The organism is Streptomyces sp. NPDC021012 (genome assembly GCF_044333355.1).
Taxonomy (GTDB): Bacteria; Actinomycetota; Actinomycetes; order Streptomycetales; family Streptomycetaceae; genus Streptomyces.
This window is the reverse complement of the sequence record NZ_JBIRQU010000002.1, coordinates 808358-829847: the sequence shown is the minus strand read 5'-3', so window position 1 is coordinate 829847 and position 21490 is coordinate 808358. Positions and strand designations below refer to the sequence as shown.

Annotated in this window: 19 protein-coding genes; 10 read left to right on the top strand and 9 right to left on the bottom strand. The window is 74.8% G+C overall.

The annotated features are described in order from the left end of the window. Nucleotides 1-46: 46 nt before the first annotated feature. Both ACH4TP_RS08975 and ACH4TP_RS08970 read right to left on the bottom strand, forming a co-directional pair. Nucleotides 47-862 carry a VOC family protein gene (locus tag ACH4TP_RS08975; RefSeq protein WP_389224475.1) on the bottom strand — a complete coding sequence of 272 codons (816 nt, stop codon included), beginning with the start codon at nucleotides 860-862 and terminating at the stop codon, nucleotides 47-49. Nucleotides 863-962: 100 nt separating this feature from the next. After that, nucleotides 963-1895 carry a MerR family transcriptional regulator gene (locus ACH4TP_RS08970; RefSeq protein ID WP_398192351.1) on the bottom strand — a complete coding sequence of 311 codons (933 nt, stop codon included), beginning with the start codon at nucleotides 1893-1895 and terminating at the stop codon, nucleotides 963-965. A 151-nt stretch (nucleotides 1896-2046) separates the two neighbouring features. On the opposite strand from ACH4TP_RS08970, the gene ACH4TP_RS08965 reads away from it, so the two are divergent. Next, nucleotides 2047-3546 (top strand): alpha/beta fold hydrolase, encoded by a 1500-nt coding sequence (locus ACH4TP_RS08965; RefSeq protein ID WP_398436641.1) that lies wholly within the window; start codon nucleotides 2047-2049, stop codon nucleotides 3544-3546. A 52-nt stretch (nucleotides 3547-3598) separates the two neighbouring features. Here ACH4TP_RS08965 and ACH4TP_RS08960 read toward each other — a convergent pair whose 3' ends face one another. Genes ACH4TP_RS08960 through ACH4TP_RS08940 form a run of 5 tightly spaced genes read right to left on the bottom strand, consistent with a single transcriptional unit; the run spans nucleotide 3599 to nucleotide 8829 of the window. Continuing rightward, entirely contained in the window at nucleotides 3599-4390 is a 792-nt protein-coding gene (locus ACH4TP_RS08960; RefSeq protein ID WP_389224481.1) for an ABC transporter ATP-binding protein, read from the bottom strand. Further along, nucleotides 4387-5373, bottom strand: coding sequence for an ABC transporter ATP-binding protein (locus tag ACH4TP_RS08955; RefSeq protein WP_398192613.1), 987 nt, complete (start codon nucleotides 5371-5373; stop codon nucleotides 4387-4389). The genes ACH4TP_RS08960 and ACH4TP_RS08955 overlap by 4 nt, the downstream gene beginning before the upstream one ends. A 5-nt stretch (nucleotides 5374-5378) precedes the next feature. Beyond that, entirely contained in the window at nucleotides 5379-6248 is an 870-nt protein-coding gene (locus ACH4TP_RS08950) for an ABC transporter permease (protein ID WP_389224485.1), read from the bottom strand. After that, nucleotides 6245-7198, bottom strand: coding sequence for an ABC transporter permease (locus ACH4TP_RS08945; protein WP_398436638.1), 954 nt, complete (start codon nucleotides 7196-7198; stop codon nucleotides 6245-6247). The genes ACH4TP_RS08950 and ACH4TP_RS08945 overlap by 4 nt, the downstream gene beginning before the upstream one ends. Further along, a complete protein-coding gene (locus ACH4TP_RS08940; protein ID WP_398192609.1) occupies nucleotides 7195-8829 on the bottom strand; it encodes an ABC transporter substrate-binding protein in 1635 nt (544 codons plus the stop codon). Before ACH4TP_RS08940 ends, ACH4TP_RS08945 begins: the two co-directional genes overlap by 4 nt. A 146-nt stretch (nucleotides 8830-8975) precedes the next feature. Between ACH4TP_RS08940 and ACH4TP_RS08935 the strand changes: the two genes are divergently transcribed. After that, the gene (locus tag ACH4TP_RS08935; protein WP_398436636.1) at nucleotides 8976-10025 is read left to right on the top strand and encodes a LacI family DNA-binding transcriptional regulator; all 1050 of its coding nucleotides are present in this window, start codon (nucleotides 8976-8978) and stop codon (nucleotides 10023-10025) included. 7 nt (nucleotides 10026-10032) lie between these two features. On the opposite strand, the gene ACH4TP_RS08930 is transcribed toward ACH4TP_RS08935, so the two are convergent. Continuing rightward, nucleotides 10033-11667, bottom strand: a complete 1635-nt coding sequence (locus ACH4TP_RS08930) for an amidohydrolase (RefSeq protein WP_389224493.1) — start codon at nucleotides 11665-11667, stop codon at nucleotides 10033-10035. Between the two features lie 92 nt (nucleotides 11668-11759). Between ACH4TP_RS08930 and ACH4TP_RS08925 the strand changes: the two genes are divergently transcribed. Beyond that, entirely contained in the window at nucleotides 11760-12470 is a 711-nt protein-coding gene (locus ACH4TP_RS08925) for a helix-turn-helix domain-containing protein (protein WP_398436634.1), read from the top strand. A 171-nt stretch (nucleotides 12471-12641) separates the two neighbouring features. Here ACH4TP_RS08925 and ACH4TP_RS08920 read toward each other — a convergent pair whose 3' ends face one another. Then, nucleotides 12642-14336 carry an IclR family transcriptional regulator C-terminal domain-containing protein gene (locus ACH4TP_RS08920; protein ID WP_398436863.1) on the bottom strand — a complete coding sequence of 565 codons (1695 nt, stop codon included), beginning with the start codon at nucleotides 14334-14336 and terminating at the stop codon, nucleotides 12642-12644. Between the two features lie 293 nt (nucleotides 14337-14629). Here ACH4TP_RS08920 and ACH4TP_RS08915 point away from each other — a divergent pair, with 293 nt between their 5' ends. The 7 genes from ACH4TP_RS08915 (at nucleotide 14630) to ACH4TP_RS08885 (ending at nucleotide 21490) form a co-directional block, all read left to right on the top strand. Continuing rightward, the gene (locus ACH4TP_RS08915; RefSeq protein WP_398436632.1) at nucleotides 14630-15388 is read left to right on the top strand and encodes a CoA transferase subunit A; all 759 of its coding nucleotides are present in this window, start codon (nucleotides 14630-14632) and stop codon (nucleotides 15386-15388) included. Next, nucleotides 15385-16026 (top strand): CoA transferase subunit B, encoded by a 642-nt coding sequence (locus ACH4TP_RS08910; RefSeq protein WP_398436631.1) that lies wholly within the window; start codon nucleotides 15385-15387, stop codon nucleotides 16024-16026. Before ACH4TP_RS08915 ends, ACH4TP_RS08910 begins: the two co-directional genes overlap by 4 nt. Continuing rightward, a complete protein-coding gene (gene pcaH, locus ACH4TP_RS08905; RefSeq protein ID WP_398436629.1) occupies nucleotides 16023-16775 on the top strand; it encodes a protocatechuate 3,4-dioxygenase subunit beta in 753 nt (250 codons plus the stop codon). Before ACH4TP_RS08910 ends, pcaH begins: the two co-directional genes overlap by 4 nt. Continuing rightward, the gene (gene pcaG, locus ACH4TP_RS08900; RefSeq protein ID WP_398436627.1) at nucleotides 16772-17338 is read left to right on the top strand and encodes a protocatechuate 3,4-dioxygenase subunit alpha; all 567 of its coding nucleotides are present in this window, start codon (nucleotides 16772-16774) and stop codon (nucleotides 17336-17338) included. The genes pcaH and pcaG overlap by 4 nt, the downstream gene beginning before the upstream one ends. Continuing rightward, nucleotides 17325-18731 carry a 3-carboxy-cis,cis-muconate cycloisomerase gene (pcaB, locus tag ACH4TP_RS08895; protein ID WP_398436625.1) on the top strand — a complete coding sequence of 469 codons (1407 nt, stop codon included), beginning with the start codon at nucleotides 17325-17327 and terminating at the stop codon, nucleotides 18729-18731. Before pcaG ends, pcaB begins: the two co-directional genes overlap by 14 nt. Nucleotides 18732-19174: 443 nt before the next feature. Continuing rightward, nucleotides 19175-20284, top strand: a complete 1110-nt coding sequence (gene pcaC / locus ACH4TP_RS08890; protein WP_398436861.1) for a 4-carboxymuconolactone decarboxylase — start codon at nucleotides 19175-19177, stop codon at nucleotides 20282-20284. Nucleotides 20285-20302: 18 nt separating this feature from the next. Further along, on the top strand, nucleotides 20303-21490 hold the full coding sequence (locus ACH4TP_RS08885; RefSeq protein WP_398436623.1) for a 4-hydroxybenzoate 3-monooxygenase: 1188 nt from the start codon (nucleotides 20303-20305) through the stop codon (nucleotides 21488-21490).

The following is a 21490-nucleotide window of genomic DNA, read 5'->3' as shown; positions in this document are numbered from 1 at the left end:
TCCGCCCGTGCCTCCGGCCGCCGCGCCCGGCGGCCGGAGGCACGGGTCAGTCCTCCTCCTCCACGGTGAACAGCGCCCCCTCCGGGTCCCGGACCACCACCCGGCGCTCCTCTTCGCCCTCCGAGGGCCGCATCCCGGCCCACTCGCCGCCCGGCACGACCGAGCCGCCGTGCGCCTCGACCGCCGCCCGCGCCGCCGCCAGATCGCGCACCCGGAAGCGGACCAGCCAGCGCGGCCGCAGCTGCGGCCGGGCAGAGGCGGACTCGACCGGGCCGCTGTCGAGCCGGGCGACCGCCTCGCCCTCGCGGCGCAGCACCACCCCGTCGTGCTCGTACGACACCTCGCTGCCGCCCGGGCTCCCGTCCGCCCAGCGGAGCACCCCGCCGTAGAACACGGCCGCGTCGAACGCGTCGCGGGTGTGCAGCTCCACCCAGGCCGGGGCTTGCCGCTCCCCGACGTGCCAGCGCGAGATCAGGCGCCCCTCCCACACGCCGAACACCGCGCCCTCCAGGTCCGTCGCCAGCGCCGCCCGGCCCCGGGGCGGATACGCCAGCGGCCCCACGCCGACCGTGCCGCCGCGCTCCCGGATCCGGGCCACCGCCGCGTCGGCGTCGTCGACGGCGAAGAACACCGTCCAGGCCACCGGCACCGCGGGCTCGACGGCCACCGCCGCGATCCCGCCCACCGGCACCCCGTCCCGGTCACCCACCACGTACGCGTCGCCGAGGGCACCCCGCCGGAACGTCCACCCGAGCACGGCCCCGTAGAAGCGCTGCGCCGCCTCCAGATCGTGCGCGGACAGATTCAGCCAGCAGGGCGCGCCCATCGCGTCCCCGGTCGTCGGCCCCGACACCGGCACCACCTCCTCGTCGTCCTGAGTCCGTGCGCCCCTTCCCCGCCCCACCGCCCCGCAAGCACGCCCTCACCCGGGTGCCGCCGAACGCCACCCGCCCGGCGGTGCCTCAGGCGGTCGGGCCGTACACCTGGGCCCGGAGAGCCACCGAGAGGTGGTGGTGCAGGAGGCCGAGGACCGGCTGGTCCGGGGCGAACAGACCGGCGGCGAGCTTCCAGTAGCGGGGGAGCACCGGACCGTCGTCCAAGGCGAGCAGACCGACGAGCCGCCGCCGGAAGGCCGGAGTGTCCGGCTCCCCGCACGCGTGGGCGTAGGCGGCGACGAAGCAGTCCAGGGCCCCGCCGTCCTGCGGCGCCCGCCCGGCCGGCACCTGGGCCGAGGCGAGCCCGTACGCCTCGGCGAGCCCCTCGTACAGCACGGCCGGGCGGTACGTGCCGTCCGGGAGCGGCGGCGCGGGCCGGAACTCCGGCCGTTCGAGCCGCGGATCGGTGACGAGCGCATGCAGCCGGGCGAACGCGAGCACCTGCTCGGGGTCCGGCTCGTCCGGCGGCGAGGGCACCACCGCGTCGAGGACCAGGGACACCACCGGCCGCGGCAGCCGCGCCGGCAGCGCCCGGCGCCAGAACCGGACCAGGGCGTCCGTGTCCGGCGGGGCGGGCAGCGCGCCGAGCAGCCGCAGCCGCTCCGTGCGCTCCCCGGCCGCGCACTCCCGGATCAGCCGCAGCGACGCCTCCTTCCAGCGCAGCGCCGTCAACTGGGAGCCCACGTCACGCAGTTGCCCCGCGACGGCCTCTTCGAGCGCGTCGTCGTCCCCGTCCTTCTCAAGGACCCGCTCCACCTCCGGCACCGGCAGATCGAGGGCCCGCAGGGACCGGATGAACCGCAGCCGGTCGAGCGCCTCGGCCCCGTACCTGCGATGCCCTCCGGAGCTGCGGCCCGCCTCCGGCAGCAGCCCGCGATCCGAGTAGAACCGCACGGTCTTGACGGTCACCCCCGCCCGCGCCGCCAGCTCCCCGATGCTCCACAGCCCCTCGGACGACACGAGGCGAACCTCTTTCAGCGGAACCCGACCTCCTTCGGACCCCACCATTCTGACCTCCCGCCGGTCCGCCCGACACGTCCCTTGAATCTCCCGCAGGGGGAGTTCCTAGCGTGATCGCGAGACATTCCCGAGGAGTGACGAGGAGACGGTCATGACGGCGTTCGTGCTGGTACCGGACACCTTCACCGGTGGCTGGGTGTGGGAGGAGACCGCGGCCCGGCTGCGGGAGGCGGGAGCGGAGGCGTATCCGGTGACGCTCGCCGGGATGGGGGAGCGGGGCGACGAGGCCGGTCCGGGGACCGGTCTGGAGATGCACATCGAGGAGCTCGTACGGCTGATCGACGGGATCGACGCGGCCGAGGTGGTCCTCGTGGGGCACGGGTACGGGCTGCACCCGGTGTTCGGGGCCGCCGACCGGAGGGCCGGGCGGATCGCGCGGATCGTCTCCGTGGACACGGGGCCCCCGGGAGCCGGCGAGCCCGCCGTGCGGTCCGTGCCCGACCCGGAGGCGCGCGAGCTGCTCGCGGCGCGGCCCGACGCGCCGGTCCCGCCGCCCGCGGCCGGCGCCTGGCCGCGCTGGGGCAGCGTCGAGGGGATCCCCGCCGAGGCGCTCGGGCGCCTGGAGCGGGAGGCGGCGCCCCAGCCGGCCGGCACCCTCACCGAGCCGCTCCGGCTGACCGGTGCCGCGGCCGATCTGCCCACCACCGGCGTCCTGTGCGCCGCCAACGGGCAGAGCATCGCCATGGTCGAGATGGCGGTGGCCTCGGGCCCGCCGCAGTTGCGGGTGTTCGCCGAGGAGAGGTTCCGCTTCTTCGAACTCGCCACCGGGCACTGGCCGATGCTCTCCGCGCCCGGGGAGCTCGCCGAGGTGCTGCTCCGCGCGGCGGCCGGCGGGGGCCACCGGGTGACCGCGCCCGAGGACGGCCACGAGCAGCCCTCCCACCTGCTGCCCTTCCTGCTCGACCCGCCGGAGCGGCCGCGCGACCGGATCGGGCGGGTCGACCTGCACCTCCCGGACGGCGACGGGCCCCGGCCGGCGATCGTCTTCGTCCACGGCGGCCCCATCGACCCCGACCGGCGGCCCACGCCACGGGACACGCCGTGCTTCCTGGGATACGGCCGCTGCGCGGCGGACGCGGGCGTCGTCGGAGTCACCGCGGACCTGCGGCTCCACGGCCTCACCGACTATCCCCGGGCCGCCCAGGACCTCGCCGAGGCCGTCGACCTGGTCCGCGCCGATCCGCGCGTCGACGGGGACCGGATCGCGCTCTGGTTCTTCTCCACCGGCGGGCTCCTCGCCGCGGACTGGCTCGCCGCGCCCCCGCCGTGGCTGCGGTGCGTGGCGGCCAACTATCCGGCTCTGGCACCGCTGCCCGGCTGGGGGACGGTGGAGTCCCGCTTCCGCCCGGTGGACACCGTGGGGACGGCGGACGGGCCGCCGGTCGTGCTGACCCGCGCCGGCCTGGAGCACGAGGTCATCGCGGCGACCGTCGAGGCGTTCCTGGCCGCCGCGAAGGAACGCGGGGCCGACGTCGAGGTCATCGACGCGCCGAACGGCCACCACGCCTTCGAACTGGTCGACCCCACGGACGAGTCCCGCGCGGTGCTTGAGCGGTCCATGCGCGCGGTCCTCGCCCGGCTGGAGGCCTGACGGCGCGCGGGCCGGGGCCGGACGTGCGCGTTCCGGCCCCGGCCCGCGCCTCTCATCCTCCTGCCGGGTGCCGCCCGCGGCGGGGCACCGAGTCCAGGAGGAGCCGGGTGTACGGGTGCTCCGGCGCGTCCAGGACCCGCGCGGTCGGACCCGTCTCCACGACCTGACCGGACTTCAGCACGAGCACCTCGTCCGCGATGTGCCGGACCACCGCCAGGTCGTGGGTGACGAACAGGTAGCCGATGCCCGACTCGCGGCGGATGGTGCCGAGGAGTTCGAGGATCTGCGCCTGGATCGACACGTCGAGCGCGGCGACCGCCTCGTCGAGGACGAGCACCCGGGGCTCCACGGCCAGGGCGCGCGCGATCGCCACGCGCTGGCGCTGCCCGCCGGAGAGGCCCTTGGGCAGGGCCGAGGCCTCGCGCTCGCCGAGGCCGACCTGGTCGAGGAGCTCGGCGACCCGGGTCCGGCGGCCGGCCCGGTCGAGGCCGGTGTGGAGCCGCAGGACCTCGTCCAGGCAGCCGGAGACGGTGATCCGGGGGTCGAGCGACAGGTACGGGTCCTGGAAGACCATCTGGATCTCCCGGGCCCTGGCGAGCCGTTCGGCCCGCCCCCGCGGCAGTGCCGAGCGGTCCCGGCCGCCGAGGCGGACCGTGCCGCCGTCGGGGCGCTCCAGGCCGACGAGCATCCGGACCGTGGTCGTCTTGCCGCTGCCGGACTCCCCGACGAGGGCGAGGCAGGACCCGGGCGCCAGCGCGAAGGACACGCCGTCGACGGCCGTGTGGTCCCCGTACCGCTTGCGCAGGCCCTCGACGACCAGACCCTCCTTGAGCGCGACGGTCACAGCGTGATCCCTTCTTCGGCACGGTGGCAGGCCGCCAGGCCGTCGCCGTGGGGTACGAGCGCGGGCTTCTCCTCGGCGCAGCGCGGCAGCGCGTGGGCGCAGCGCGCGGCGAAGGAGCAGCCGGGCGGCGCCTCGGCGAGGGAGACGGGACGCCCGGGGACGGGCCGGGGGGCCGGCGCGCCCGCTTCGAGACGCGGCGTGCAGGCCAGCAGGCCCGCCGTGTACGGGTGGCGCGGCGCGTCGAACAGGTCGTCCGTGGACCGGGTCTCCACGATCCGGCCCGCGTACATGACGTACACCCGGTCGCAGACGGCGGCGGCCAGTTCGAGGTCGTGGGTGACGAACAGCATGCCCGTGCCCCGCTCGGCCCGCAGCCGGGCCAGGATGGAGATGACCTCGGCCTGGGTGGTGACGTCGAGCGCGGTCGTCGGCTCGTCGGCGACGAGGAGGGCCGGCTCGTTCGCGAGGGCCGCCGCGATGACGACCCGCTGGAGCATCCCGCCGGAGAACTGGTGCGGATGGCGGCGCAGGGCGCCGCGCGGGTCGCGGATGCCGACCGCGTCGAGGAGTTCCTCGGCGCGGGCGGTCGCCTCGGCGGCGGGCGTCCCGGCCGCGCGCATCCCCTCGGTGAGGAAGTCGCCGACCCGCCGCAGCGGGTTGACGGAGGCGCGCGGGTCCTGGAAGACCATCGAGACCTGCCGGAGGCGCAGCGCGGCGAGCTCGGCGCGGTTCATCGCGAGGACGTCCCGCCCGGCGACCCGGACCTGTCCTTCGGTGCGGGCCCCCGCGGGCAGCAGCCCGAGGACGCTGCGGCAGGCCACGGACTTGCCGGAGCCGGACTCGCCGACCAGGCCGACCGTCTCCCCGGGCCGGACCGTCAGGCTCACCCCGTCCAGGATCGGCCGGGCGGCCCGGTCGCCGGACAGGCGGACTCCGAGTCCCTCGATCTCCAGGACCGGCGCGGTATCCGTGTGTGCGCGCATGCCGTTCACCGTTCCCGCTTCGCGATCCGGTCGGCGAGCCCCTCGCCGACGATGCCGAACGCCACCACGGCGAGCACGATGCACGCGGAGGGCGCGAGGGCCGGCAGCATCGCCCCCTGGAGGACGGCCGACTGCCCGTCGTTGATCATGGCGCCCCAGTCGGCGGCCGGCGGCTGCACGCCGAAGCCGAGGAAGGACAGCGCCGCCAGGTCCATCAGCGCGTACCCGAAGTTCATCGCGGACTGCGCGAAGACCGTCGGCGCGATGTTGGGCAGCAGATGGCGCACGGACACGGTCCAGCCGGACCAGCCCTGCACCCGGTACGCCTCGATGTACGGCCGGGCCTTCTCCTGCCGGGCGATGCCGCGGACGAGCCGGCCCACGTACGGGGTGTAGGCGACGGACATGGCGATCACGGGCGCGGTGAGTCCCGAGCCGACGACCGACACGAGCAGGATCGCGAGCAGCAGACCGGGGATCGCGAAGACCATGTCCATGGATCGCGAGAGCACCGTGTCCACCCAGCCGCCGCGCCAGGCGGCCACCATGCCGAGGAGCGTGCCGAGCAGGGTGGAGACGCCGACGACGAGCAGCGGCCCGAGCAGCCCGGTGCGGGCGCCGTGGAGCAGCCGGGACAGGATGTCCCGGCCCGACTGGTCGGTGCCGAGCAGATGGTCGCCCGTGGTGCCGGCGAGGCTCGCCGACAGGTCGAGCGCGTCGGGGTCGTACGGGGCGAGGACGGGCGCGAGCAGGGCGACCAGGACGAGCAGGGCGAGCACCGCGACCGAGACCGCGAAGAGCGGTCCCTGGCCGAACAGCCGCAGGGCGCGCAGCCCCGGTCTGCGGTACGGCACCGCGGAGGTGGTGGAGGTCATGAGGAGCCTTCCCCGAGGGAGAGACGGGGGTCGATGAGCGGGGCGAGCAGGTCGACGACGAGGTTGACCAGGACGAAGGCCGCCACGCTGAGGAGCGTGATCGCCTGGACGACGGTGAAGTCCTTCGCGGAGACCGACTGCACGAGCAGCTGGCCGAGTCCGGGGACGTCGAAGGCGGTCTCGACGATCGAGGTGGAGATGAGGAGGCCGGCGAGCATCGTGCCGCCGACGGTGACGACGGGGCCCAGCGCGTTGCGCAGCACGTGCCGGCGGACCACGGACCGGCCCGCGACGCCCCGGGCGCGCGCCACCTCGACGTGTTCGCGCCCGAGTTCGTCGAGCATCGCCGAGCGGGTGACCCGGGCGAGGAGTCCCGCGAAGGACAGCGCCAGGGCGAAGGCCGGCAGGGTCAGCTGGTAGACCCGCTCGGAGAACGAGGCCGGGATCCCGCCGCCCGGTCCCGGGAACCAGCCGAGCTGCACCGAGAAGAGCGAGACGAGCGCGATGGCCGTCACGAACGAGGGCGTGGCGGTGGCGACGCCGGTGCCGATGAGCACCGCCCGGTCCGGTATGCCGGGGCGCAGCGCGCCGAGGATGCCGGCCGCGATCCCGATCACCGCGACGAGCACGGCGGCGTAGCCGACGAGCAGCAGGGTGCCGGGCAGCCGGGAGCCGATGAGCGAGGCCACGTCCTGGTGGTACTGGGCCGAGCGGCCGAAGTCGCCGCTCAGGACATCGCCGAGCCACTTCGCGTACTGCGTGACCAGCGGGTCGTCGAGGTGGTGCTCCGCCCGCAGGGCCGCCACGGTCGCGGGGGTCGCGGGGCGGCCGTGCAGGAGGAACGACACCGGGTCGCCGGGGGCCAGGTGGACGGAGCCGAAGACCACGAGCGAGGTCACGAACAGCACCGCCACCAGGCCGAGGAGCCGTCCGACGAGGTAGCGCGTCATCGCTGGGAGGCCCCGATCGTCGCGGCCCACGGGTAGTAGAGCTGGGCGATGCCGGTCGGGGCGCCGGTGATCCGCTTGTTGAGGTAGACCGAGAAGGGCGCCTCGTACACGGGGATGATGGGCAGCTCGTCCAGGGCGATCCTCTGGAGCTTCGCGGTGAGCTCGGCGCGCTTGGCGGGGTCGGGCTCGGCGTTGGCCCGGTCGAAGGCGACGTCGTACTCGGCGTTCGACCAGCGGCCGTAGTTCCCGAAGTCGCCGGTGCGCAGGTACTGGTAGAACTCCAGCGGGTCGGGCGTGTTGTCGTAGCCGTTGGTGATGACCAGGTCGAGGCCCTCGCGGGCGGACGGGTCGACGAAGATGCTGCTGTACGCGTCGGGGGAGACCGGCTTCAGCTTGACGTCGAGGCCGATCCGGCGGCCGGCGTCCTGGACGGCGTTGGCGACGACGCTGATCTCGGGCGCGAGCGAGCTGGTGACGACGGTGAGCGTCCGGCCGGTGGCGTGGGCCTCCTGGACGAGCTTCTTCGCGGCCTCGACGTCGTACACGGGCTCGGGCAGCGTGTCGAAGAGCTCCGCCGTCTTCTCCGGGGCCAGCGCCCAGGCGCCGCGCGCGGCGGGGGCCTTGGCGGGGACGCCGACGCCGCCGGCCGCCGCCTTGATGATGTTCTTCCGGTCGAGCGCCATCGACAGGGCCTTGCGGACCTTGAGGTTGCCGAGCACGCCGTGGAAGTCGAGGACCGCGAGGTCGGCGGCGGCGGTGTTGGGGCCGAAGAGGAGCGAGCCCTTGCTGCTCGCGCGCAGCTGGGCGAAGGAGGAGGACGGGACCAGGTAGCCGCCGTCGGCGGTGCCGGAGAGGAGGGCGTTGGAGCGGGCCGCGGCGTCCTCGACGAAGGTGAACTTCACCTTCTCGGACCTGGGGGCGAGCGACTTGTCCCAGTAGGCGGGGTTCTTCTTGAGGGTGATGCTGTCGCCCTGGGCCCAGTTCTCCAGGGAGTACGGGCCGGTGCAGTTCAGCTTGCCCTTGGGGGTGCCGTAGTTCTTGCCCTCCTTGGCGAGCGAGGCGGCGCTCACGACGGTGCCGGGGGAGGCGGCCATCAGCTCGGAGAAGAGGACGTCCTCCTTGCCGAGGCGGATCGTCACCTCCAGGGGGCCGGTCTTCTCGATGGAGTCGACGGTCTTGAAGGAGGAGCCCCAGGGGGAGCCGGTCTTCGGGTCCATCTGCCGCTTGAGGGAGGCGACCACGTCGTCGGCGGTCATGGTGGTGCCGTCGTGGAACCTCACCCCCGGGCGCAGGGTGTAGACGAGGGTGCGCGGGTCGGGCTGCGACCACTTCACGGCGAGGCCGGGCACGATCTTCATGTCGGGGGTGACCCGCAGCAGCTGCTCGCACACGTTGGCGAGGACGGTGTTCGGCGGGTAGTCGTACGCGAGGGCGTAGTCGAGGGTGTACGGCTCGGCGTACAGGGACCACGTGAAGGAGTCCAGCGGCCCCTGCGCGGGCGGAGAGGTCGGGCTGACCTTGAAGTCGGTGCCGCCGCCGGCGGCGGGCTTCGTGGCGCCGGAGCAGGCGGACGTGGTGGCCGCGAGGGCGGCGGTACAGACGAGCAGCGCGAGGGCTCTGGGCATGCGCATGGGGAGGGACCCACCCCTTTACAGGTGTAGTGACGGTCTCGGGGGGATGGAGCGAGTATTGGTGCGGGAACGTTCCCGCACAAGACCTGCACCCGAGTTTGCGGGAACGGTTTTGCAGAGGTCACGAGGGTGGCAGCATCAACCCCATGACCGAAGATCAACGGCACGGCGGGCAGCCCTCGCCGCCCATCCCGCGCGTCCGCCTGGTCGACGTGGCCCGCGAGGCGGGCCTGTCCAAGACGACCGTCTCGGCGGCGCTCAACGGCACCGGAAGGCTCTCCCCCGAGGTACGGGAGAAGGCCCGCGAGACCGCGCGCAGAATGGGCTACCGGCCCAACGCCGCCGCGCGCCGGCTGCGCGCGGGACGGGCCCGGCTGATCGGATACGTGGTCGGCGAGTTCGCCGCCGCTCCCTGGACCTTTCTCGAGTCGCCTTATTTCGCCCGGCTGACCGGCGCCACCGCGGCCACCGCGCTGCGCCGCGGCTACGCCGTGGTGCTGCTGCCCGCCGGTTCCCTGCAGAGCGAGTGGGCCGACCTGTCCCTCGACGCCGTGGTCGTCGCCGACCCCGTCGCCGACGACCCGGTCGTCGAGAGCCTCCTCGCCGCCGGCATCCCGGTCTTCACGGACCGGTCCGTCGAGGGAGTGCCCGGCGCGTACTGGGTGGACGTCGACGCGGACGGTGCCGTCCGCGAGGCCCTCGACCACCTCCTGGACCAGGGGGCCCGCAGGCCCGTCCTCGTGGTGCCGGACAGCACCACCCGCTTCCACGTCGGGGTGCTCGCCGCCCACCGGGAGTGGTGCGCCGCCCGCGGCCTGCCGGAGCGGGTGGTGCGCGTCGCGGAGGCCGGGAACGGCCCGGTGGTGCGGGCCGTCGAGACCGCCCTGACCGCCGACGGGCCGGAGCGTCCCGACGCCCTCCTGGTCGTGGCCGAGGCGAGCCCGCCCCTCGTCCTGGAGGCGGCGCGCCGCCTCGGGTACGAGGTCCCGGACGACCTGCTGCTCGTCCTGGTCAGCGAGGACGCCACGGCCCTGCACACCGAGCCGCCCGTGACCACCCTGAGCCTGCGGCCCGAGGCGGTCGCGGAGGCCGGCGTCGAGCACCTCGTGGCGGTCCTGGAGCACGGCCGCCGCGAGCCGACCGGGACGCTCGTACCGACGCGTCTGGACGTACGGGCGTCCTCGCTGCGCCGGTGAGGCCCGGTCAGACCGCGTGGACCAGCCGGCCGCCGACGTACGTCCGCTCGACCCGGGCCTCGTGGATCTCCTCCGGCGGGCCGGTGAGGATGTCGCGGTCCAGGACGACCAGGTCGGCGAGGTGGCCGGGGCGCAGGCTGCCGGTGTCGTCGAGACCGTTCACGTGCGCGGTGCCCGCCGTGTAGGCGGCGAGCGCCGTGCTGAGGTCGATGCGCTCCTCGGCGTAGAAGACCCGGTCGTCGGTGGCCTCCGGGTCGCGGCGGTTGACCGCGACGTGGATGCCCTCGATCGGGTCCGGGCTGCTGACCGGCCAGTCGCTGCCGGCGGCGAGGGTGGCCCCGGCGCGGACCAGGCTGCCGAACGGGTACTGCCAGGCGGCGCGTTCGGCACCCAGGAACGGGATGGTCAGCTCGTCCATCTGCGGCTCGTGCGCGGCCCACAGCGGCTGGATGTTGGCGATGGCGCCGAGCTTCGCGAAGCGCGGCAGGTCGTCGGGGTGGACGACCTGGAGGTGGGCGAGGTGGTGCCGGTTGCCCCGGCGCCCGTTGGCGGCGACCGCGGCCTCCACGGCGTCCAGGGCCTCACGGACGGCCCGGTCGCCCAGGGCGTGGAAGTGGACCTGGAAGTCGAGCGCGTCGAGCTCGGTCACGTACCCGCGCAGCGCCTCCGGGTCGACGAAGCTGAGACCGCTGTTGGCGGTGGCGCAGCCGCAGCCGTCCAGGTACGGGGTGATCATGGCGGCGGTGAAGTTCTCCGCGATGCCGTCCTGCATGATCTTCACCGAGCCGGCGCGGAACCGGCCGGAGGTGAACTTCTCGCGCCGGGCGACCAGTTCGGGGATCTGCTCGGCGCCCCGCTCCCGGTCCCACCAGAGCGCGCCGGTCACCCGGGCGGTCAGCGAACCGTCGTTCGCGGCCGTCAGGTACGCCTCCGAGGGGTCGGACATGCCGCTGAAGGAGCCGAGCAGCGCGTCCTGCCAGGCCGTGATGCCGAGCGAGTGCAGCAGCTTCTGGGCCCGCAGCAGACCGGCGAGGCGCTCCTCGTCCGTCGTCTCCGGCACCAGCCGGGCGACGAGACCGATCGCGCCCTCCTGGAGCACGCCGCTGGGGGTGCCGTCCGCCTCCCGCTCGATCCGGCCGTCGGCCGGGTCCGGGGTGTCGGCGTCGATCCCCGCGAGCTCCAGGGCGCGGGAGTTGGCCCAGGCGCCGTGGTGGTCACGGTTCGACAGCAGGACCGGCCGGTCGGATACGACGGAGTCGAGCAGCTGCCGGGTGGGCAGTCCGCCCTCGAAGCTCTCCATCGACCAGCCGCCGCCGGTGATCCAGGTCCTCTCCGGGTGGGCGTCCGCGTACTCCCGGATCCGCTCCAGGTAGTCGGCGACGCCGACCGTTCCGGTGAGATCGCACTCCGCCAGCTCCTTGCCGCCGCCGACGGCGTGGATGTGGGCGTCCTGGAAGCCGGGCAGCAGCAGCTTCCCCGTCAGGTCGACGACCTCCGTGCCGGGCCCGACGAGGTCCCGCACCTCGTCGTGGCCGACGGCCACGATCCGCTCGCCGACGACGGCGAGCGAGGTCGCCCGGGTGCGGGCCGGGTCCGCCGTGAAGACGGGACCGCGGGTGAAGACCAGATCGGCCGTGGTCATGGGCGCTCCAGAACAAGTGGTGTCGGTTGGTGGGCGCCATGCAAGCGGGCGGGCCGTTTACACGTCAATGGCGTTGACGTAAGGTTCCGGCCATGTCCGAACGCGTGGTCCCCGAAGGCAGCCGGCAGCGCCGCCGCCCCACCAAGCAGGGCGCCGTCCTCTCGGAGCGGCTCATCGTCGACACCGCACTGCGCCTGATCGCCCAGCACGGCGCGGAAGCCCTCTCGGTACGGAGACTGGGCGCCGCGCTCGGCGCCGACCCCACCGCCCTCTACCGCTACTTCCGGAACACGGACGCCCTGCTCCTGGCCGTCGCCGACGAGATGATCGGCCGCGCCCAGGAGGGCTGGACGGCCACCGGCGACTGGCGGGCGGACCTCCGCGACCTCGGCCTCCGCATCCACGGCTGCTACCAGGCCTACCCGCAGGCGGCGGCCCTCGCGGCCCACCGCACCACCGGACGGCCCTACGAGACCCGGGCCGTCGAGCGGATCCTCGGCGTCCTGCGCTCCGCCGGCTTCCCCGACGCCCTCGCCGTCCGGATCTACCACGCCTTCGTCGACCAGGCCCTCGCCTTCGCCGCCCAGGACGCCGCCGCGCTCGCCCTGCCGCCCGCGGCCCAGGAGAAGGAGGCGGAAGTCTGGCATGCGGTCTACGGCAGGCTGTCGCCCGACACCCACCCCAACATCGCCGCGACCTTCTCCCTCCTCGCCGCCGACATGCGCGACAGCGGCTACCCGTTCGCCCTGGAACTGATGCTGTCGGCGGTGGAGGCCCTGCGGCCGAAGCGTCCCACCGACTGACCGCCGCGCGGCTGGTGCTCTTCGGGGCCACCGGGCGCTCGTGGACGCGGATGCCGTTCGGGGGGAAGTCGATCCAGCCGTCGCCGGCGCCGCTTTGTGCCGAATCGGCCCCCTCCTGACCGGAACCCCACCGGGGGAACTCGTCGCGGACCCGGCGGCGGGCGCGGCCCGTCAGGCCGGGGGCACCTGGGTGAAGCGGCCCACGGCGCCGAGGTCCGTGCTGATCAGGGCGGCCGTCTCGCGCAGGGCCGGCAGCAGCGCCGCGAGGCTCTCCTCCGGGGTGGCCCGGCCCGCGTGCAGGGCCACGTTGACGGCCGCGACCACCCGGCCCGTGCCGTCGGTGACGGCCACCGCGAGGGAGCGGAGCCCCTCCTCCAGTTCCTGTTCCACCCATCCGTAGCCGCGCGCGGCGGTCGTCGCCACGGCCTCGTCGAGCCCCTCGGGGGTCCGCACCGTGCGCGGGGTGAGCGCCTCCGGGGTGATGCGGGCGAGCCGCGCGGCGCGCTCCGCCTCCGGGAGGGCGGCGAGCAGGACGCGGCCCATGGAGGTGGCGTACGCGGGCAGCCGGGTGCCGACCGTGATGTCGATGTGCATGATGCGGGTGCTGGCGACCCGGGCGACGTACCGGATGTCGTCCCCGTCGAGGACGGCGACGGACGCGGACTCGTGGACGCGCAGGACGAGCGCGACGAGGTGCGGGGTGGCGATCTCCGGCAGGCTCAGACCGGAGATCCGGGCGTAGCCGAGCTCCAGGACCCGGGGGAGTACGAGGAAGCCGTCGGCCTCCTCCCGTACGTATCCCAGGTGGCGCAGGGTGATCAGCGACCGGCGGGCGGTCGCCCGGGGCAGCCCGGTCCGCCGGGCGAGTTCGGAGAGCCGGACGGGACCCCGTACGGAACCGAAGGCACGCAGGACGTCGAGACCGCGCGCGAGCGACTGGAGGAAACCGGAGCCGAGTTCCTCCTTGAGCCCGCCCCCGGACACGGGTGCCGGCTCGGCGCACGCGGCCTCCGCCGCCCCCGGCGCCGCCAGGGCCCGCTCCATCGCCGTGACCGCGCGGCGGAGCGGCGGCAGGGCCTGTTCCCTGAGGGACGCGGCGCTGTGCCGGCTGGTGTGGCTGACGACGCTGACCGCGCAGACCACTTCGCCGTCCGGTCCCCGTACCGGCAGGGCGACGGCGAGCAGCCCCGGCTCGATCAGCTGGTCGTCCACGGCGAACCCGGCCTCCCGGGCCTCCCGTACCCGGTCGAGGAACTCGGCCTCGACCTCCCCGGAGGGGGCGGCCTGCCGGGGCGGCATGGAGGGGAAACCGGTGTCCAGCGGGTCCTTCGCGCGCCGCTCCCGCCACCGCTCGTGGTCCGCAGCGTCCCACCGCGCGGCGAACAGGGCGCCGGGAGCGCACCGCTCGGCCGGCAGGAGGTCACCGGTGCGGAAGGAGATCGCCATCGCCCGGCGGCGGGTGGCCTGGGCGAGGAAGCGGACCCCGTCGCCGTCCGGGACGGCCACGGACACCGACTCGTCGAGGGCGTCGGCGAGGGCGACGGCATGCGGGCCGAGGAGCTCCGGCAGCCCGCAGGAGGCCAGATAGGCGTTGCCGAGCTCGGCGGCCCGGGGCGCGAGCAGCAGATCGCGGCCCTCGGCCCGCAGCACGCCCAGGCGGACGAGCGTCGTCGTGACCCGGTCGACCGTGGAGCGGGCGAGTCCGGTCGTCCGGGCGAGGTCGCCGGGCCGATGACGGACCTCGGGCCCCGCGGCCATGGCCCGGAGCACGGCGAGCCCACGTTCGAGCGGCCCGACCAGCTCGTCGGGCGCGCCTGCGACTTCGGGTGCGCCTGCGACTTCGGGTGCGCCTGCGCCCTTGGGCATGCCCGGGACTTCGGGCGTGCCCGCGATCTCGGGGGCGGCCGCGACTTCGGGCGCGCCCGCGACCTCGGGGGCACTCGCGACCGCGGGTGCGCCCGGGACCTCGGTGGGCTGCGGCATCGTCCGGGCTCCTCGCTGTGGTGGTGGCAGAAGTGCGGGGAAACCGTACTCGCGCCGTTGACAGGGTCCGTGGGGCGGATGGACACTCACCCCCGCCAAAATTCTGAACTGAAGTTCAGCAGGCGAACACCCGCAGCGTCAATTCTGAGTGAATCCCGAGTGAAACGGGTCGTTACATGGACAAAGTGGTCGCCAGTGCCGCCGAAGCGGTGGCGGACATCGCGGACGGCGCCTCACTCGCCGTCGGAGGCTTCGGGCTGAGCGGCGTACCGGACGTACTCATCCGCGCCCTGCACGCCCACGGCCCCGGAGACCTCTCCGTCGTCTCCAACAACTGCGGCGTCGACGGCGGAGGCCTCGGCATCCTGCTCGCCGACGGCCGGATCAGCCGCGTCACCGGCTCCTACATCGGCGACAACAAGGAGTTCGCCCGCCGCTACCTCGGCGGCGAACTGGAGCTGGAACTCACCCCCCAGGGCACCCTGGCCGAACGGCTCCGCGCCGGCGGCTGCGGCATCCCCGCCTTCTTCACCCCGGCGGGCGTCGGCACCCAGGCCGCCGACGGGGGACTGCCCTGGCGGTACGCGGAGGACGGCACCGTCGCCGTCGCCTCCCCGCCCAAGGAGACCCGCGAGTACGACGGGCGGACGTACGTCCTCGAACGCGGCATCACCACCGACTTCGCGCTCGTCCGCGCGGCCAGGGGCGACCGCCACGGCAACCTCGTCTTCGCCCGCGCCTCCCGCAACTTCAACCCGCTCGCCGCCATGGCGGGGCGCATCACGATCGCCGAGGTGGAGGAGCTCGTCGAACCCGGCGAGCTCGACCCGGACCAGGTCCACCTGCCGGGCGTCTTCGTCCAGCGGGTCCTGGCGCTCACCCCCGCACAGGCCGCCGACAAGGGCATCGAACGAAGGACGGTACGGACCCGATGAGCTGGACCAGGGACGAGATGGCGGCCCGCGCCGCCCGCGAGCTGACGGACGGCTCGTACGTCAACCTCGGCATCGGGCTCCCCACCCGCGTGCCGAACTTCCTCCCCGACGGCGTCGACGTCGTCCTCCACTCCGAGAACGGACTCCTCGGCGTCGGCCCCTACCCGTACGAGGACGAGGTCGACCCCGACCTGATCAACGCCGGCAAGGAGACGGTCACCGTCCTGCCCGGCGCCGCGTTCTTCGACTCCGCGCTCTCCTTCGGCATGATCCGCGGCGGCCACATCGACACCGCGATCCTCGGCGCCATGCAGGTCTCGGCCCGCGGCGACCTCGCCAACTGGATGATCCCCGGCCGCATGGTCAAGGGCATGGGCGGCGCCATGGACCTCGTCCACGGAGCCCGCCGGGTCGTCGTCCTCATGGAGCACACCGCCAAGGACGGCACCCCCAAGATCGTCGAGGAGTGCTCCCTGCCCCTCACCGGCCGGGGCTGCGTCGACCGGATCATCACCGACCTCGGCGTCCTCGACGTCACCGAGGACGGACTCCGGCTCGTCGAGACCGCCCCCGGCGTCACCCCCGAGGACCTCGTCCGCCTGACGGCGGCCCCCGTGAAGGCGGAGACCACAGCATGATCCCGACCCAGCAGGACATCTCGAAGGAGATCGACGCCCAGCGGGAGGAGTACGCGCGCACCGGCGAGACCCGGCACCACCCCGCCCGCGACTACCCGCCCTACCGCAGCAGCGCCCTCCGCCACCCCCGGCAGCCCCTCACCGTCGTCCGCGACCCCGAGGCCGTCGAACTCTCCGGACCGGTCTTCGGCGCCACCGACGTCACCGCGCTCGACGCCGACCTCACCCGGGGCGCCGCGGGCGAACCCATCGGCGAGCGGATGACCGTCACCGGACGGATCCTCGACCGCGACGGCCGCCCCGTGCGCGGCCAGCTCGTCGAGATCTGGCAGGCCAACGCCGCCGGCCGCTACGCCCACCAGCTCGACCAGCACCCGGCCCCGCTCGACCCCCACTTCACCGGCGCCGGCCGCTGCCTGACCGACGACGACGGCACGTACCGCTTCACCACGATCCGCCCCGGCGCCTACCCCTGGCGCAACCACACCAACGCCTGGCGCCCCGCGCACATCCACTTCTCCCTCTTCGGCAGCGCGTTCACCCAGCGGCTCGTCACCCAGATGTACTTCCCCGGCGACCCGCTCTTCGCCTACGACCCCATCCTCCAGTCGGTCACCGACGACGCCGCCCGCGCCCGGCTCGTCGCCGCCTACGACCACGACCTCACCACCCCCGAACACGCCCTCGGCTACCGCTGGGACATCGTCCTCGACGGCCCCGCCGCGACCTGGATCGAGGAAGGCCGATGACGACGACCAGGAAGCCCACCCCCGCCCAGACCGTCGGCCCCTTCTACGGGTACGCGCTGCCCTTCCCCGGCGGCCCCGACATCGCCCCCGCCGGGCACCCGGAAACCCTCACCGTCCACGGCCACGTGTACGACGGGGCCGGCGCTCCCGTCCCCGACGCGCTCCTGGAGATCTGGCAGCCCGGCCCCGACGGCGACCGGTCCGGTGCCCCCGGCTCCCTCCGCAAGGACCCCGTCACCGGAGGCCACGCCGGCCGGGACGGCGTCACCTTCACCGGCTTCGGCCGGGTCGCCACCGACGCCGACGGCCGCTGGGCCGTACGCACCCTGCCGCCGGCCGGAGCGCCGTACCTCTCCGTCTGCGTCTTCGCCCGCGGCCTCCTGCACCACCTCTTCACCCGGATCTACCTGCCGGGACCGGCCGCCGACGCCGACCCGCTGCTCGCCTCGCTCCCGCCGGAGCGGCGCGCCACCCTGCTCGCGGCCGAGGCCGGACCCCGCGCGCTGCGCTTCGACGTCCGGCTCCAGGGCCCGGAGGAGACGGTGTTCCTTGACTTCCGCTGAGCACCCCGAGGAGCTGGAGGAGCCGTACGAGTCGTACGACCTCGGGCTCCTCGCCCCCGTCCGCGCCGGCACCGACGTGGAGGCGGCCACCGGCGACCGCGCCTTCCTGCGGGCGATGCTCGACGCCGAGGCCGCCCTCACACGGGCCCAGGCCGCCCTGGGCCAGGCGCCCGCAGAGGCGGCCGCCGCCGTCACCGAGGCCGCCTCCCGCGCCGACCGGTTCGACCCGCGCGCGCTGGCCCTCCGTGCCCGGAGGGGCGGCAACCCGGTCATCCCGCTCGTCGCCGAACTGACCGCCGCCGTACCGGACGAGGCCGCGCCCTACGTCCACCGGGGCGCGACCAGCCAGGACATCATGGACACGGCAGCGATGCTCGTCGCGGCCCGCGCACTGCCCCTGATCACCGCCCCGCTGCACCGCGCGGCCGCCGCCCTCGGACGGCTCGCCGCCGCCCACCGCGACACCCCCATGGCCGGCCGCACCCTCACCCAGCACGCCGTCCCCACCACCTTCGGGCTCAAGGCGGCGGGCTGGCGCAGCCTCGTCCTCGACGCGGCCGACCGGCTCACCGCCCTCACGCTCCCCGCCCAGCTCGGCGGCGCGGCGGGCACCCTGGCGGCGTTCGAGCAGCTGGCGGGGGAGCCCGGCAGCGGGCCCGCCCTCGCCGAGGCGTACGCGCGGGAACTGGGCCTCGCGGCCCCCGCTCTGCCCTGGCACACCCTGCGCACGCCGGTCGCCGACCTCGGCACCGCCCTCGCCTTCACCACGTCCGCGCTCGGCAAACCGGCCGCCGACGTGCTGCTCCTCAGCCGCACCGAGACCGGGGAACTCGCCGAGGGCGAGGGCGGCGGGTCCTCCGCGATGCCCCACAAGAACAACCCGGTCCACGCCACCCTCATCGCCGCGGCCGCCCGCCAGGCACCCGCGCTCGCCGCCCTCGTCCTCGGCTCGCTCACCGCCGAGGACGAGCGGCCGGCCGGCGCCTGGCACGCCGAATGGCAGGCCCTCCGCGAACTCCTCCGCCTCGCCGGGGGAGCCGCCCACCACCTGGCCGCGCTCGCCGAGGGCCTCCAGGTCCTCCCCGGCCGGATGCAGGAGAACCTGGACCTGACCCGGGGCCTGGTGGCGAGCGAACGCCTGGCGGCGGAGCTCTCCGGCCTCCTCGGCCGTCCCGCCGCCCGGCGACTCCTCGACACGGCCGCCCGGCGCGCCCTGACGGAGCGCCGCCACCTGGCGGACGTCCTCGCCGACGCCCCGGAACTCACCGGTCTGATCACCCCCGACCGCCTCACCTCCCTCACGGACCCGACGACCGCGACCGGCGCCGCGCCCCGACTCGTCGACCACGCCCTGCGGAGAACCCCCTCCACCGACCGGAAAGGCCCCGCATGACCCCCGACCCGCGCCCGACCCCGGCGCAGGCCCCCGCCGCCCCGAAGACACCGGAACCCGACGGCGTGCCCCACCCTGCCGAAGCGACCGCCACCGCCGGAGCGGCCGACGCGCCCCGGGCGGCCGCGAGCCCCGGTGCGCCCGACCCGGCCGGAACGACCGCCGTCGCAAGCGCGACCGTCCCTGCCCGGGCGGTCGTGAGCCCCGGCGCGGCCGACCCGGCCGGAGCGACCGCCGTCGCGGGCGTGACCGTCCCTGCCCGGACACCCGACGCCACCCGGGCGTCCGGCGTCGCCGAGGAGCCCGACGTTCCCGAGGCGCCCCGTACCCCCGCACGATCCCGTACTCCCGGCACCCCCGGAGACCCCCGTAACCCCGGCGCGCCCCGCGAGGCCTCCGCCCTCCACCACCGCGTCGACGGCCCCGCCGACGCCCCCGTCCTCATCCTCGGGCCCTCCCTCGGGACCTCGCTCGCCGTCTGGGACGCGCAGACCGCGGCGCTCGCCCGGCATCACCGGGTGGTCCGCTGGGACCTTCCCGGGCACGGCGGCACCCCGGCCGGCGTCCTGCCCGACACCGCTCCCGGCGCGGCCACCGTCGCCGACATCGCCGCCCTCGTCCTCGAACTCGCCGACCACCTCGGTGCCGAGCGCTTCGGTTACGCGGGCATCTCCCTCGGCGGCGCGGTCGGCACCCACCTCGCCGTCCACCACCCCGAGCGGGTCACCGGCCTCGCCGTCGTCTGCTCCTCGGCCCGCTTCGGCGAGCCGGAGGGCTGGCGCGAGCGTGCCGCGCTCGTCCGCGCCCAGGGCACCGGGCCGCTGGCCGAGGCGATGGCCACCCGCTGGTTCACGCCGGGCTTCGCCACCGCCCGGACCGCCGACCGGCTCCTGGACGACCTGCGCGGGGCCGACCCGGACGGTTACGCGGCCTGCTGCGACGCCCTCGCCGTGTACGACCTGCGCGAGGCGCTCGGCGGGATCACCGCCCCGACCCTGGTCGTCGCGGGCCGGGACGACCCGGCCACCCCGCCCGCCCACTCCCGTGAGCTCGCCGACGGCATCCCCGACGCGAACCTCCTCGAACTCGCCGGGGCCGCCCACCTGGCCCCCGCCGAACGGACACAGGCCGTCCTCACCGCGCTCCTCGGCCACTTCGGCGCCCCCGCCGACGACGGCAGCCGGCACGCCCAGGGCATGGCCGTCCGCCGCGCGGTCCTCGGCGACGAGCACGTCGACCGGGCCGTCGCCCGGACCACCGCCCTCACCGCCGACTTCCAGGACTACATCACCCGCTGCGCCTGGGGAGAGATCTGGACCCGTCCGGGACTCGACCGCCGCACCCGCAGCTGCATCACCCTCACCGCCCTGGTCGCCCACGGCCACCTGGAGGAACTGGCCCTGCACGTCCGGGCCGCGCTGCGCAACGGACTCACCCCCGAGGACATCGGGGAAGTCCTGCTGCACTCCGCCGTCTACTGCGGCGTCCCCGCCGCCAACGCCGCCTTCGCCACGGCCCAGCGCGTCCTCGCCGAAGACGCGACCGCCTCCTGACCTTCCACGGAGCCCCGCATGTCCACGTCCCGCACCACCACCGTCGGCATCATCGGAGCCGGCCCCGCCGGCCTCCTCCTCTCCCACCTGCTCCACCGGCAGGGCATCGACAGCGTCGTCCTCGAACTCCGCGACCGCGCGTACGTCGAGCGCCGCCAGCGCGCCGGCATCCTCGAACAGGACACCGTCGACGTGCTGCGCGCCTCCGGCGCCGGCGCCCGGATGGACCGCCAGGGCCTGGAGCACCACGGCATCGAGCTCCGCTTCGACCGCCGCTCCCACCGCATCGACTTCCCGTCCCTGACCGGTGGCCGCTCCGTCATGGTCTACGCCCAGACCGAGGTCGTGAAGGACCTCATCGAACTGCGCCTCAAGGACGGCGGAACCGTCCTCTTCGAGGCCGAGGCCCTCTCCGTCGACGGCGCCGAGACCGACCGCCCCACCATCCGCTACCGCCACGAGGGTGCGGAGGAGACCCTGGAGTGCGCGTACGTCGTCGCCTGCGACGGCTTCCACGGCATAGGCCGCCGCTCCCTCCCCGAGGGCCTGCTCAAGGTCGTCGAGCGGACGTACCCCTTCTCCTGGCTCGGCATCCTCGCCGACGTCCCGCCCTCCTGCGACGAGCTGATCTACGCCCACCACGAGCGCGGCTTCGCCCTGCACAGCATGCGCTCGCCGCAGGTCAGCCGCCTCTACCTCCAGGTCGACCCGGACGACACCGTCGACAACTGGTCCGACGAGCGGATCTGGGACGAGCTCGACACCCGCTTCGCCGTCGACGGCGACTGGACGCTGCGGCGCGGCCCGATCACCGAGAAGAGCATCACCCCGATGCGCAGCTTCGTCGCCGAACCCCTGCGCCACGGCCGCCTGTTCCTCGCCGGCGACGCCGCGCACATCGTGCCGCCCACCGGCGCCAAGGGCCTCAACCTCGCCGTCGCCGACGTCACCCTGCTCGCCCAGGCCCTCACCCTCCACCACACGCGGGGCGACGAGAAGGCGATCGACGCCTACTCGGAGACCGCGCTGCGCCGGATCTGGCGGGCCGAGCACTTCTCGTACACGATGACCACCCTGCTCCACGCCGACCCCGCCGAGTCCGGTTTCGACCGCGAGCTGCGCCTCTCGCACCTGCGCTACCTCGCCGGCTCGGAAGCCGCCTCGGCCTCCCTCGCCGAGAACTACGTGGGATTCAGGACGAATTGA